The organism is Microbacterium sp. 01T413_2, from assembly GCF_056398985.1.
The window spans coordinates 26,223-38,377 of the sequence record NZ_JBFTQL010000009.1 but is presented as its reverse complement, the minus strand read 5'-3'; the positions used below and the strand labels follow the sequence as shown (position 1 = coordinate 38,377).

The 12,155-nt window shown below is 69.2% G+C and carries 13 protein-coding genes; 11 read left to right on the top strand and 2 right to left on the bottom strand.

What is annotated here, in order from left to right; genetic code table 11:
- Positions 1–42: 42 nt before the first annotated feature.
- Positions 43–816 (bottom strand): murein hydrolase activator EnvC family protein, encoded by a 774-nt coding sequence (locus AC1DMN_RS07195; protein WP_477229153.1) that lies wholly within the window; start codon positions 814–816, stop codon positions 43–45.
- Positions 817–1,101: 285 nt separating this feature from the next.
- On the opposite strand from AC1DMN_RS07195, the gene rpsB reads away from it, so the two are divergent.
- From rpsB to AC1DMN_RS07150, 9 genes are all read left to right on the top strand, one after another.
- The gene (rpsB, locus tag AC1DMN_RS07190) at positions 1,102–2,025 is read left to right on the top strand and encodes a 30S ribosomal protein S2 (RefSeq protein WP_440731653.1); all 924 of its coding nucleotides are present in this window, start codon (positions 1,102–1,104) and stop codon (positions 2,023–2,025) included.
- Between the two features lie 78 nt (positions 2,026–2,103).
- Positions 2,104–2,931: a translation elongation factor Ts gene (tsf, locus tag AC1DMN_RS07185; RefSeq protein WP_440731654.1), complete on the top strand. Its 828-nt coding sequence runs from the start codon at positions 2,104–2,106 to the stop codon at positions 2,929–2,931.
- A gap of 109 nt (positions 2,932–3,040) precedes the next feature.
- Positions 3,041–3,757 (top strand): UMP kinase, encoded by a 717-nt coding sequence (gene pyrH / locus AC1DMN_RS07180; RefSeq protein ID WP_440731655.1) that lies wholly within the window; start codon positions 3,041–3,043, stop codon positions 3,755–3,757.
- Between the two features lie 102 nt (positions 3,758–3,859).
- Positions 3,860–4,414 (top strand): ribosome recycling factor, encoded by a 555-nt coding sequence (gene frr, locus AC1DMN_RS07175; protein WP_045273202.1) that lies wholly within the window; start codon positions 3,860–3,862, stop codon positions 4,412–4,414.
- An 8-nt stretch (positions 4,415–4,422) separates the two neighbouring features.
- A complete protein-coding gene (locus AC1DMN_RS07170) occupies positions 4,423–5,514 on the top strand; it encodes a phosphatidate cytidylyltransferase (RefSeq protein ID WP_477229152.1) in 1,092 nt (363 codons plus the stop codon).
- Positions 5,511–6,092: a DivIVA domain-containing protein gene (locus AC1DMN_RS07165; RefSeq protein ID WP_440731657.1), complete on the top strand. Its 582-nt coding sequence runs from the start codon at positions 5,511–5,513 to the stop codon at positions 6,090–6,092. Before AC1DMN_RS07170 ends, AC1DMN_RS07165 begins: the two co-directional genes overlap by 4 nt.
- A 127-nt stretch (positions 6,093–6,219) precedes the next feature.
- On the top strand, positions 6,220–6,843 hold the full coding sequence (locus AC1DMN_RS07160) for an aggregation-promoting factor C-terminal-like domain-containing protein (protein ID WP_440731658.1): 624 nt from the start codon (positions 6,220–6,222) through the stop codon (positions 6,841–6,843).
- A 13-nt stretch (positions 6,844–6,856) separates the two neighbouring features.
- A complete protein-coding gene (locus tag AC1DMN_RS07155) occupies positions 6,857–7,141 on the top strand; it encodes a hypothetical protein (RefSeq protein ID WP_440731659.1) in 285 nt (94 codons plus the stop codon).
- Between the two features lies 1 nt (position 7,142).
- On the top strand, positions 7,143–7,856 hold the full coding sequence (locus tag AC1DMN_RS07150) for an alpha/beta hydrolase (RefSeq protein WP_477229151.1): 714 nt from the start codon (positions 7,143–7,145) through the stop codon (positions 7,854–7,856).
- A gap of 6 nt (positions 7,857–7,862) precedes the next feature.
- On the opposite strand, the gene AC1DMN_RS07145 is transcribed toward AC1DMN_RS07150, so the two are convergent.
- A complete protein-coding gene (locus tag AC1DMN_RS07145) occupies positions 7,863–8,927 on the bottom strand; it encodes an AI-2E family transporter (protein WP_440731661.1) in 1,065 nt (354 codons plus the stop codon).
- A gap of 186 nt (positions 8,928–9,113) precedes the next feature.
- On the opposite strand from AC1DMN_RS07145, the gene AC1DMN_RS07140 reads away from it, so the two are divergent.
- Entirely contained in the window at positions 9,114–10,994 is a 1,881-nt protein-coding gene (locus AC1DMN_RS07140; RefSeq protein ID WP_441975829.1) for a DUF8094 domain-containing protein, read from the top strand.
- Positions 10,991–11,941: a tetratricopeptide repeat protein gene (locus tag AC1DMN_RS07135; protein WP_440731663.1), complete on the top strand. Its 951-nt coding sequence runs from the start codon at positions 10,991–10,993 to the stop codon at positions 11,939–11,941. The genes AC1DMN_RS07140 and AC1DMN_RS07135 overlap by 4 nt, the downstream gene beginning before the upstream one ends.
- The last annotated feature ends 214 nt before the right edge of the window (positions 11,942–12,155 follow it).

Here is a 12,155-nt window from a genome sequence, read left to right as displayed (position 1 = left end):
CGGACGCACGGACGCGCGTCGCCATCATGCCCGTGGCAGTGGTCAGCAGCCGTCGGTCCCGCAGGGCAGCAGCACCGCGCGCGGCACGTCGCCGAACAGCAGCATGGGGTTGATGTAGACGCCGTTCCAGCGCACACCGACGTGCAGGGCACCGGCGGGCGTATGCCCGCCGGTGGACAGGGTCGCGATGACCTCCCCTCGATGCACGATCGTGCCGGGGGCCAACTCCGACTGCACGGGCTCGAACGTCGTGACCAGGCCGTTGCCGTGGTCGATCGTCAGCAGCGGACGGTCGACGACCACGCCTCGGAACGCGATCACGCCGTCGGCCGGTGCTCGGGCCCCGCCTGTCGCCGCGATGTCCATGCCGCGGTGCCCGGGTCCGTAGTCGTGCGCGGGGGCCCGGAACGGCACGAGCACCGAACGCGCGCCCTCGACCGGCCAGAGCCAATCGTGGTCCGGCAGCGAGGAGGAGCCACCCGCCGAAGCGCGCCCCTCCGCTGCGGGACCAAGGCCCGGAGTCGCGGGACCAAGGCCCGGAGTCGCGGGACCAAGGCCCGGAGTCGCGGGACCAAGGCCCGGAGTCGCGGGACCAACGCCCGAAGCTGCCGGACCCCGGCCCGAAGCCCGCGAACTCACCTCGACCTGACCGACGTCGCCGGTGCGTGCAGGACCTCCAGCCGCGACCGCCGCCGGAGACGCCGCCGAAAGCACCACGGGAAGCAGCCCGCCGAGCAATGCGGCCGCCACCGCGAGCAGCCCGAGCGGCGGACGCCCGCCGCGATTCGGGGAGGCAAGGCGGCGAGGAGAGTGCATCCTCCGATCCTCCGCCGTGCGGCGTTCGCTCAGTGAGTCTTCCGCGCAATCGGTGCACAGCCTGCGCACCGGCGGGATTGTGCGGACGGATCGCGCGTGTTCCGGCGTCGCGACCCTGATATGCTTGCACGGCACCCCGTCTGTCGGGGTGACTACGCGTGCCCACAGCGTTCAACGTGGCGAACACTCCACAGGTCTCTCGCAGGAGAGCGGAGTGTGCGCCGGGCACCAGGATCGCCGATCACCCGATCGGCAGCACAACCTCAACGAACAAGGAGTACGACCATGGCCGTCGTCACCATCCGCCAGCTGCTCGACAGCGGCGTTCACTTCGGACACCAGACCCGCCGGTGGAACCCGAAGGTGAAGCGCTTCATCCTCACGGAGCGCAGCGGGATCCACATCATCGACCTGCAGCAGTCGCTGGGCTACATCGACAAGGCCTACGACTTCGTCAAGGAGACGGTCGCGCACGGCGGCACCATCCTCTTCGTGGGCACCAAGAAGCAGGCGCAGGAGATCCTCGCCGAGCAGGCCACGCGCGTGGGTCAGCCCTACGTCAACCAGCGCTGGCTCGGTGGCCTCCTCACCAACTTCACCACCATTGCGAAGCGTCTCGCCCGCATGAAGGAGCTCGAGGAGCTCGACTACGAGAACCCGGCCGCATCGGGCTTCACGAAGAAGGAGCTGCTGCTCAAGAAGCGCGAGCTCGACAAGCTGCACAAGTCGCTGGGCGGTATCCGCAACCTGACCAAGACCCCGTCGGCCCTGTGGGTCGTCGACGCCAAGCGCGAGCACCTCGCCATCGACGAGGCCAAGAAGCTCGGCATCCCGGTGATCGGCATCCTCGACACCAACGCCGACCCGGACGACTTCCAGTACCCGATCCCCGGCAACGACGACGCGATCCGCTCGGTCTCGCTGCTGACCCGCATCATCGCCGACGCCGCGGCCGAGGGCCTGCAGCTCAAGCACAACCCCGAGGTCGGCGACGCCGAGCCGCTCGCCGAGTGGGAGCAGGAGCTCCTCGAGGCCCCCGCCGCCGACGAGGCCCCCGCGGCCGAGGTCGTCGAGGGCGCAGCCGCAGAGGTCGCCGCGACTGAGTCCGCTGCGGACGAGGCCGGCGCCGAGGCGCACGACGAGACGATCGCCGCTGCTGCCGACGAGACGGTGGCCGAGGTCGCCGCCGCCGAGTCGACCGACAAGTAATTGCCTATCGGTCATCTGGCAGAAGCCAGCTGACCGGCATCCACCACGCATACATACGAAGCAAGGAGCCACCACAACATGGCCAACTTCACCATCGCCGACATCAAGGCGCTGCGTGAGCAGCTCGGAACGGGAATGGTCGACACCAAGAAGGCGCTCGAAGAGGCCGACGGAAACGTCGAGAAGGCCGTCGAGATCCTTCGCCTGAAGGGTGCGAAGGGCAACGCCAAGCGCGCTGACCGTTCCACCAGCGAGGGCCTGGTCGTCGCCCGCGAGCAGGACGGCGCCGTGACGCTCGTCGAGCTCGCCTGCGAGACGGACTTCGTCGCGAAGAACGAGCGCTTCATCGCGCTGGCCGACAAGGTCGCCGACGCAGCCGCCGCCATCAAGGCGGACAGCGTCGAGGCCGCCCTCGCGGCGGACGCCGGCGGTCAGACCGTCGAGCAGCTGATCTCCGACGAGGCCGCGATCATCGGCGAGAAGGTCGAACTGCGTCGCGTCGCCACCATCTCCGGCGAGCGGACCGAGGTCTACCTGCACCGCACGAGCAAGGACCTCCCGCCGCAGATCGGCGTCGTCGTCGCCTACACGGGTGACGACGCGGAGACCGCTCGCAGCATCGCGCAGCACATCTCGTTCGCGAACCCCTCCTACCTCACCCGTGAGGACGTCCCGGCTGCGGACGTGGAGAAGGAGCGCGAGATCGTGACCGAGATCTCCCGCAACGAGGGCAAGCCCGAGGCCGCCCTGCCGAAGATCGTCGAGGGGCGCGTGACCGCGTTCTTCAAGCAGGTCGCCCTGCTCGAGCAGGACTACGCCAAGGACAACAAGCTGTCCGTGGGCCAGGTCGCGAAGGACGCCGGTCTGAACGTGACCGGCTTCGCCCGCTTCAAGGTCGGCGCGTAACAGCATCGAAGGGGTTCGGATCCACCAGGATCCGGACCCCTTCGTCATGCCCCCGCTCCTGCACGGGGGCTGCAGACGATATCTTTTCCCAGACGAGAGGAAGTACTCCATGACCGAACGACAGGGGCGACGACGCGTCGTCCTCAAGCTCTCCGGTGAGGCCTTCGGCGGTGGCCAGCTCGGGGTCAACCCCGACATCGTCAGCCAGATCGCGCGAGAGATCGCCGCGGCCACCGACCGGGTCGAGATCGCCGTCGTCGTCGGCGGCGGCAACTTCTTCCGCGGAGCGGAGCTGAGCCAGCGCGGCATGGATCGTGCCCGCGCCGATTACATGGGCATGCTGGGCACGGTCATGAACGCGCTCGCGCTGCAGGACTTCCTCGAGCAGGCGGGCGCGTCGCCGCGCGTGCAGTCCGCGATCGCCATGACCCAGGTCGCCGAGCCGTACCTGCCGCTGCGTGCAGAGCGGCACATGGAGAAGAGCCGCGTCGTGATCTTCGGCGCGGGCGCGGGCCTGCCGTACTTCTCCACGGACACCGTCGCGGCGCAGCGTGCGCTGGAGATCGGCGCCGACGAGGTCCTGGTCGCCAAGAACGGCGTGGACGCGATCTACACGGCCGACCCCAAGAAGGACACCTCGGCGGAGCGGATCGAGGAGATCACCTTCCAGGACGCGCTCGTGCGCGGCCTCAAGGTCGTGGACTCCACGGCGTTCAGCCTGTGCATGGACAACGGCATGGACATGCGCGTGTTCGGCATGGAGCCCGCGGGCAACATCACCCGCGCGCTACTGGGCGAACCGATCGGAACCCGCGTCATCGCCTGAGAGCATCGGATCCCCGGGCCGCGCCGCTGGGCGTAGGGCCGGGGATCCGCACATCCTCCCCGATAGACTTGARTCGCWACCCCCTGACGAATAGGAGTCACCGTGATCGCGGATGTCCTCGCCGACACCACCTCCCGCATGCAGCGCGCCGTCGAGGCCGCCAAGGAGGACTTCAGCACGGTGCGCACCGGCCGTGCGAACCCGCAGATGTTCCAGAAGGTCCTGGTGGACTACTACGGCACGCCGACTCCGCTTGCACAGCTCGCATCGCTCGCCAATCCGGAGGCGCGCTCGCTGATCATCACCCCTTATGACAAGACCGCGCTCAAGGCCATCGAGCAGGCGGTCCGCGACATGCCGAATCTGGGCGCTAACCCGACGAACGACGGCAACATCGTGCGCGTCACGATGCCCGAGCTCACGGCCGACCGTCGCAAGGAGTACGTCAAGCTCGTGAAGAGCAAGGGCGAGGACGCGAAGGTGCATGTCCGCGGCATCCGGCGCAAGGCGAAAGATGAGCTGGACGGCCTGAAGAGCGACCTCGGCGAGGATGAGATCGCTCGCGGCGAGAAGGAGCTCGACGCCCTCACGCGCCAGCACGTCGACCTCATCGACGAGGCTGTCAAGCGCAAAGAGGCAGAGCTGCTCGAGGTCTGAGACCGCCTATGAGCACCCCTTCCGGCGACGAGGACGCGTCGAGGATCCCTCCGAGACCACCGCTTCCGTCGCGCATCCATGACGCTGAGCAGCGCCGCGACGACGAGATCCCACCGCCGCGCGGCCAGGAGAGTCCGGTCCAGCGCAGCGGCGAGAACCTGCAGGCGCAATTCCGTGCGAAGAAGGCTGAGATCGAGACGCATGTCTCGCACGCTCGTGACCAGCTGGATCAGGCGAACGAGCGCATCAAGGAGCGCACCGGGCGCGACCTCGTCGTCGCGACCGGCGTCGGCCTGCTGATCGGCGGTGTGATCCTCGCCTCCCTGCTGCTGGCGAAGTGGTCGTTCGTGGTGATCGGCCTCGCGATCATCCTGATCGCCGTCTGGGAGCTCGTGCTCGCGCTGCGCAGCGGCGGACGCAAGGTCGACCTGTGGCCGCAGCTCGTGCTCGGGGCGGCGCTGGCGGCGGGCGGCTATTTCGCCGAGGCCTGGCTGACCTGGGTGATGCTGTTCGTCGCCGTGTTCGGCGTCGTCGTGTGGCGTCTGGTCGCTCAGATGGTCGCAAAGGACGGGCGCACCTACGGCGACGTCCTCACCGACGCCCTGGCCGGCGGGTTCATCCAGGTGTATGTGCCGTTCCTCGGCGCGCTGATGCTGATGTTGCTGCGTCAGCCCCGCGGAGAGTGGTGGGTGCTCTCGCTCATCGTGGTCGTGGTCGTGGCCGACACCTGCGCCTACGCCTCAGGCCTGCTGTTCGGGCGTGGCGGGCGTCATCCGATGGCGCCTCGCGTCAGCCCCAAGAAGACGTGGGAGGGCTTTGCCGGTGCGGTCCTCGGATCTCTGGTCGCCGGTGCCCTCGTCGGCGTCTTTCTCCTCGGCCTGCCATGGTGGGCCGGCCTCATCGTCGGCGCAGTCCTCGTGGCCTCCGCGACGATCGGCGACCTGGGGGAGTCGCTGCTCAAGCGCGATCTCGGAATCAAGGACATGAGCTCCTGGATCCCCGGGCACGGCGGTCTGCTCGATCGGCTCGACAGCATGCTCCCCTCCGCTGTGGTCGCGCTCGCCCTGTACCTCCTTCTCACCCCTCTGGCGGCAGCATGACCGATTCCGCACGAACCGATCGCGACGCCTCCGGCGCCGCGCCGAGCTTTCCCGTGCTCCCGCGAAGGGAGAAGGGCTATCAGCGCGCCGCTGTCGACACGTTCCTGCTCCGCGCGCGTCGTGCGTTCGAGGACGAGGCGGACGGAATCGGATCCTCCGACATCCGCGCGGCCTCGTTCCCGTTGGTGCGGGGCGGCTATGACATCGCCGCCGTCGACGCCGCGCTGGCCAGGGTCGAGGAGGCATTCGCGCAGCGCGAGCGCGCCCTCGTCGTCTCCACGGACGGCGCCTCCGCCTGGGTCGGGCGGGCGCGCACCGACGCGCAGGTGATCCTGGACCACCTCACCCGACCGCAGGGGCACAAGTTCGCCCGCACCGGGATGCTGACCTTCGGATACCGCGTCGACGAAGTAGATCACGTCGCCAAGCGCATCGTGCGCTTCCTCCGCGACGGCGACGCGCTGACAGCGGAGCAGGTGCGTCAGACCGCGTTCCGGATGCAGCGCCGCGGCTACCGCGAGGAGCAGGTCGATGCGCTCCTCGACGCGACCATCGACGTGCTGCTCGCGATCCGTTGAGCGATTCTCATGGCGAATTCAGGTTCGGCTGGCTAAACTCGGACCCATTGTGACTCCCGATAACGATTCGATTGCGGCGCGCCCCCGAACCGCCGTGCAGAACGACGCAGCCACAGCTCCCCGTCCGGTGGCGAATGCACGCCCCGGTCGGAGTGCGACCTCCGCGGTGCTCGCAGGGCTCGCCGTGGTCGGATTCTCCGTCGCGATCGTGGCTCCCGCCGGGTTCGCGATGTCGGCCTCGGAGCCCGCCCACGCCGCGGCGACCACGGCCTATTCGCTGGCGGCCCGCGACGCGCAGAACATCACCGTCTCCGTGCACGGCGTGACGCCCACCACGCAGACGCGCGATGCGTTCGACGTCTATGTCGCGCCGAAGCCGACTCCGACGCCTGAGCCGGTGGTCGCATCCAGCGATGACTCCTCCTCTTCTTCCGGTTCATCGGGGGATGCGGGACCGATGTACTACAGCGGCGGCGGCGCGCCGGCGGAGTGGATGGCCGCAGCGGGCATCGCATCCAGCGACTGGGGTTACGTCGACTACATCGTGAGCCGCGAGAGCGGTTGGAACCCGAACGCCACCAACAGCGGATCCGGCGCGTGCGGTCTGGTGCAGGCGCTGCCGTGCAGCAAGGTGCCCGGGAACGGCTATGACCCCGTCGACAACCTGCGCTGGGGCAACGGCTACGCCGTGGGCCGCTACGGCAGCTGGGGCGCCGCCGTGGCGTTCTGGTCCGCCAACAACTGGTGGTGAGCGGCGCTCACCCATGCCACGCCCGCATCGACGACGTCAGGAGCGCCCGCAGGAGGATTCGCTCGACCGGCTGATCGCCGGATGGAAGCGTACAGAGGCGCGGGGCGGCTCGGAGTGGTACGTCCAGCCTCTGACGGCGGCGCAGGCGCAGAAGGAGTACGTGTGCCCGGGCTGTCGGAGCGTGATCCCTGCGCGCACCGCGCATCTGGTGGTCTGGCGCGCGGACGGCGTGCTCGGTGACGCGGCCGACCTGGCCGCTCGGCGGCACTGGCACAACGGCTGCTGGAACAGGAGCTGACGTGGAGATCCGCGGACCTCGCCCTCTGCCCGCGCGACGCGAGGACATCGAACTGCGCACCGCGGACGGGCTGCGCCTCGTCGGCGAACTCGCCATGCCGCAGGCCGCGGATCCGGTGGCGACGCTCGTCACGCTGCATCCGCTGCCCACCGCGGGCGGCTTCATGGATTCGCACATCCTGCGCAAGGCGGCGGCACGGCTGCCGGCGCTGGCCGATCTCGCCGTGCTGCGCTTCAACACACGCGGTACGAGTTCGCCGAGAGGCTCGAGCGAGGGCGTCTTCGACGGCGGAGCGGCGGAGCGCCACGACGTGACCGCGGCGATGGCGTTCGCGCGGGAGCGCGGCCTGCCCCGGCCATGGCTCGTGGGCTGGTCGTTCGGCACCGAGCTCGCGCTCAAGTACGGCCGCGAGCACGACATCGAGGGCGTCATCCTGCTCTCGCCGCCGTTGCATCGCGCGACCGCCGACGAGGTGGCCGCCTGGGCGCACGACGAGCGGCGCGTGGTGGTCCTGGTCCCCGAGCTCGACGACTATCTGCGTCCGGCCGAGGCCGCGGCGCGGTTCGCAGCGATCCCGCACGTCGAGCTCATCGCCGTGGACGGTGGCAAGCACCTCTGGGTGGGTGAGAGTCAGACTCGTCGCGTGCTGGACGAGATCGTCTCGGCGGTGAACCCCGCCGCACTTCCGCTGCCGCGCGAGTGGCCCGCGGCCTGAGGGCGGCTATCTCTCGTTCATCCTCGGGATGAGCACCTGGCGGTAGATGATCAGGATGCTGGCCGCGACCGGGATCGCGATGAGCGCGCCGAGCAGGCCGAGCAGCGCGCCGCCCGACAGCGCCGCGATCACGACCACGGCTCCGGGCACGGCGACCGCGCGGTTCATCACACGCGGCGAGATGACGTAGGCCTCGATCTGCATGTACACGAGGTAGTAGGCGGCGGCGATCAACCAGGCCCACGGGGGAGACCCGAGCCCGGGGATCAGGCACAGCAGCACGATGAGCGTCGAGCCGGTCAGGGTGCCGACGAGCGGGATCAGGGAGAAGAAGAACGCGATCACTGCGAGCACGATCGGGAAGGGCGCCTGGATGATCGACAGGAAGATGAAGCTCAGCACGCCGTTGATCACGCCCATGGCGACCTGGCCCATGACGTAGTGCCCGACCGAGGCGGTGATCTGCTCGGCGAGATCGATGAAGCGGTCGCGCTTGGAGGCGGGGACGACCTGGTACACGGCGCCCTTGAGCGACGGGATCGCCGCCGTGAAGTAGATCGTCAGGATCAGCACGATGAACGTGCCGCTGATCCCCGCGAAGAGGGCACCTCCGACCACGATCACGCCCTGTCCGATCGAGCTGCTGATATCGCCGAGGTTCTTGTTCAGCCAGTCGTTGACATAGCCGAACACGGTGTCGACGTCGAGATTGGGGAGCAGCCCCTCCAGCCAGTGCTTGAAGTCGGCCATGGCCGTGCCGCTGTTCACGATCTGCGTGATCTGCTGAACGAGCTGGGAGATCTGGGTCACCAGGATGGGGATCACCATCAGCACGATGCCCGCGAACACCCCGAGCACGACCAGGATCGTGATCAGCACGGCCGCCCACCGAGGCAGACGGCGACGGGTCAGCCAGCTCACCATCGGATCCAGGCCGAGGCTCAGGAACAAGGCTGTTCCGACGTACAGCAGGATCGTGGACAGGGATTGCACGCTCTGGATGAGCATGATGCCCAGGCCCACGCCGAGGGTCGCCACCAGGGCGGTGCGGAACGGGTTGTGCAGCTTCATGGGATCCTTCGGGCTGGGCTCTTCAGCGTAACCGGCGCAGCTCACAGAGCCTCAGAGCATCGCCGAACGGCCGTGGCTGAGCGCGCCGAGGGGCCTCTCGTGGCATCCATACAGGTCGTTTCGCTAGTCTGAAACGTCGAGCGGAGATCCCGGGCGCCTGCCCGAGGATCGCGGAGGAGACTTTTCGTGCGTTTTGTATGGGCTGTTCTGGCCTTCGTGCTGGCGGCCGTCCTGATCGGGACGGGCATCGCGCAGCGGACCATCTTCCTCGGCCCGAAGGACGTCGCGGCCGAGCTGGCCGTGAAGGCCCCGCAGGCGTACACGGTGATCGACTCCGCCGTCCTCCGTGCCCACCCGGGGGAGCAGACGCTCGTCGCCCACGGTGACGGCACGATCTTCGTCGCTCAGGCGCGCACCGCCGATCTCGAGGCCTGGCTGAGCGACGCCAGCTACAACCGGATCTCCCTCGCCAAGAACGGCACCACCACCGCGAAGGTGATCGAGCCGACCGTCGCGAGCGACGGCGCGAAGGACGTTCAGCGCAACCCCGCCGGATCCGATCTGTGGCTGGACAGCTTCACCGACAAGAACTCGCTGGTCGATCGGATGCAGGTGCCCGACGGCGTGAGCGTGCTGGTCGCCTCGGACGGGAAGGCCGAGGCGCCCACCGATGTGGTGCTGAAATGGCCCCTCGACACCGCGACGCCGTGGGCAGGGCCGCTCATGGTCGCGGGAGGCATCCTCTTCCTGGTCGGGCTGGTGCTGTACGTGCTCGCGATCCGGCATTCGCGCAGGGGCCGTGGCCCGCGCCGCAAGGCCCCGCCGCCCCTTCCGGTGACCGAACCCATCGACGTCGCGGACCGCGCCGCCATCGACGCGGCCCCCGAGGCCGACCCCGCTCCAGCCGGGGACCAGGCGTCGCCGGAGTCCGATCAGGCGTCGAGTCAGGACGGCGTCGTGCGCGAGCGCCGTGCCATGGGTCCGAGGCGTCGACGGGCGCTGCTCCTGCTGCCCGCGGTCGGCGTGACCGCCGCTCTGCTCAGCGGTTGCTCGCCGGACATCTGGCCGCATCCCGCGACCTCGCCGACGCCGACGCCGACCGAGACCCAGGCCGTCGAGGCGGGCCAGCAGGCTCCCGCCGTCACCGAGGCGCAGGCAGCACGGATCCTGGAGAGCATCTCGGGCACGCTCGCCGACGCCGACAAGAACCTCGACGCGGCCAAAGCGGGGACCCGCCTGGAGGGCGCGGCCCTCGAGGCGCGCAAGACCGCATATGCCGTGCGCAAGAGCGTCGCCGACTTCTCGCTGCCGGCGACGATCCCGGCCGACAAGGTCAAGATCCTCGTGCCCCAGGCGTACGACTCGTGGCCGCGCACCGTGCTCATGCTCGTCGAGCACGGCAGCGACGACAAGGTCGCCCCGCTGATCATGATGATGACGCAGCCGGATCCGTGGTCCGACTACAAGATCTCCTCGGTCGCCGAGATGCAGGCGTCCGCGAAGCTGCCCAACATGGCTCCTGCGTGGCTGGGCGCCAAGCTCACCCCGCCGGACTCGCCGTTCCTCGTGGCCGCGCCAGATGAGCTGGCCGCGGAGTTCGCGAACGTGATCGATCAGGGCGAGAAGAGCGAGTTCTACGACAAGTTCGACAAGTCGGCGCTCGCCTTCGCCAAGTCCGTGCAGGACAGCCGGGCGACCGTGCTCCAGGCGTTGAAGGACAAGGGCGCCGACGCCACGTCGAGTCTCGCCTTCGCCGCCACCGCCGGCGCCGGCGCGCCCGTCTCCATGTCGAGCATCGACAGCGGCGCGATCGTCTCGGTGACGGTCGACGATTCGCAGACGATCAAGCCGACCAGCACCGACGCCTCGATCAAGAACGTCGACACGAACGGCACCGTGGTGAATGCTCCCGCGAAAGCTCTGACGGGCGTGGACGAGTCGAAGACGGGCTTCGTGTCCGTGTACGGGATGCAGCTGTTCTTCGCCGTGCCCGCGCAGGGATCCGACGACAAGATCACGCTGCTGGCAGCGTCCCAGCAGCTCCAGAGTGTGACGGAGATCAAATGACCGAGCTGTCCGCCGCCGCCCTCCGCGGCGCTGTCGACCTTTCCTCGCTGCGCAATCGCCCGGCCGCACCTGCATCAGGTGCTCCGGACCAGGAGCAGGGCCCGGTGGACGGCGCCGCGATCCCGCTGGTCGTCGACGTCACCGATGCCACCTTCGGGCAGGTGCTGGAGCTGTCGCAGCGCGTTCCCGTGGTCGTCGACCTGTGGGCCGAGTGGTGCGGCCCGTGCAAGCAGCTCAGCCCGGTGCTGGAGAAGGTCGTCACCGAGCTCGCAGGCCGCGTCGTGCTCGCCAAGGTCGACGTGGACGCCAACCCGCAGCTCGCCCAGGGGTTCCGCGCGCAGTCGATCCCGATGGTGGTGGCGCTCGTGGCGGGCCAGCCCGTGCCGCTGTTCACCGGCGCCGTGCCCGAGGAGCAGGTGCGGGAGGTGTTCGCGCAGCTGCTGCAGCTGGCGGCGCAGCACGGCGTGACCGGGACCATCCCGGTCGGCGAAGCCGCTGCCGGGGACGATGCGGCGGAGCCGGTCGAGCAGCCGCTGCCACCGCTGCACCAGGCGGCGTTCGACGCGATCGAGCGAGGGGACTTCGCTGCGGCGATCGAGGCGTACGAGAAGGCTCTGGCGGAGAATCCGCGTGACGAGGAGGCCCGATCGGGCCTCGGGCAGGTCCGGCTGTTGTTCCGCACCCAGGATCTCGACCTGAACGAGGCGCGCGCCGCGGCTGCGGCTGCGCCGACGGACATTCCCGCGCAGTTCGCCGTGGCAGACCTCGACGTCGCAGGCGGCCACGTGGCCGATGCGTTCGACCGGCTTCTCGACTTGTTCACCGCGGTGCCGGCCGACGAGCAGGGCGTCGTCCGCGAGCGCCTCGTCGAGCTGTTCGGCCTGGTCGGCGACGCGGATGCGCGTGTCGTCGCGGCGCGTAAGCGCCTCGCCACGCTGCTGTTCTGAGCGGTACTGCGGCGGCGGCCAGCCGTTGTCCCGCAGCGTCCGCACCCATTCCTCGGTCTCGCGCGGGTGCGTGAACCGCAGGATCGGCAGATCCGGATGCTCTGCGGCGATCTCGGGCATGCGGTCGCGCCACTTGTGCAGTGTCGTGGTCTGCCAGCGCAGGATGTTCTCCTCGGGACCGTGGCGGAGCATGTCCCAGAGCGGCTTCTCGCGG

Excerpts from the sequence above, each read along its gene's own strand:
- AC1DMN_RS07195 (WP_477229153.1), bottom strand. The coding sequence starts at position 816 with ATGCACTCTCCTCGCCGCCTTGCCTCCCCGAATCGCGGCGGGCGTCCG.
- rpsB (WP_440731653.1), top strand. The coding sequence starts at position 1,102 with ATGGCCGTCGTCACCATCCGCCAGCTGCTCGACAGCGGCGTTCACTTC.
- tsf (WP_440731654.1), top strand. The coding sequence starts at position 2,104 with ATGGCCAACTTCACCATCGCCGACATCAAGGCGCTGCGTGAGCAGCTC.
- pyrH (WP_440731655.1), top strand. The coding sequence starts at position 3,041 with ATGACCGAACGACAGGGGCGACGACGCGTCGTCCTCAAGCTCTCCGGT.
- AC1DMN_RS07170 (WP_477229152.1), top strand. The coding sequence starts at position 4,423 with ATGAGCACCCCTTCCGGCGACGAGGACGCGTCGAGGATCCCTCCGAGA.
- AC1DMN_RS07165 (WP_440731657.1), top strand. The coding sequence starts at position 5,511 with ATGACCGATTCCGCACGAACCGATCGCGACGCCTCCGGCGCCGCGCCG.
- AC1DMN_RS07155 (WP_440731659.1), top strand. The coding sequence starts at position 6,857 with ATGCCACGCCCGCATCGACGACGTCAGGAGCGCCCGCAGGAGGATTCG.
- AC1DMN_RS07145 (WP_440731661.1), bottom strand. The coding sequence starts at position 8,927 with ATGAAGCTGCACAACCCGTTCCGCACCGCCCTGGTGGCGACCCTCGGC.
- AC1DMN_RS07135 (WP_440731663.1), top strand. The coding sequence starts at position 10,991 with ATGACCGAGCTGTCCGCCGCCGCCCTCCGCGGCGCTGTCGACCTTTCC.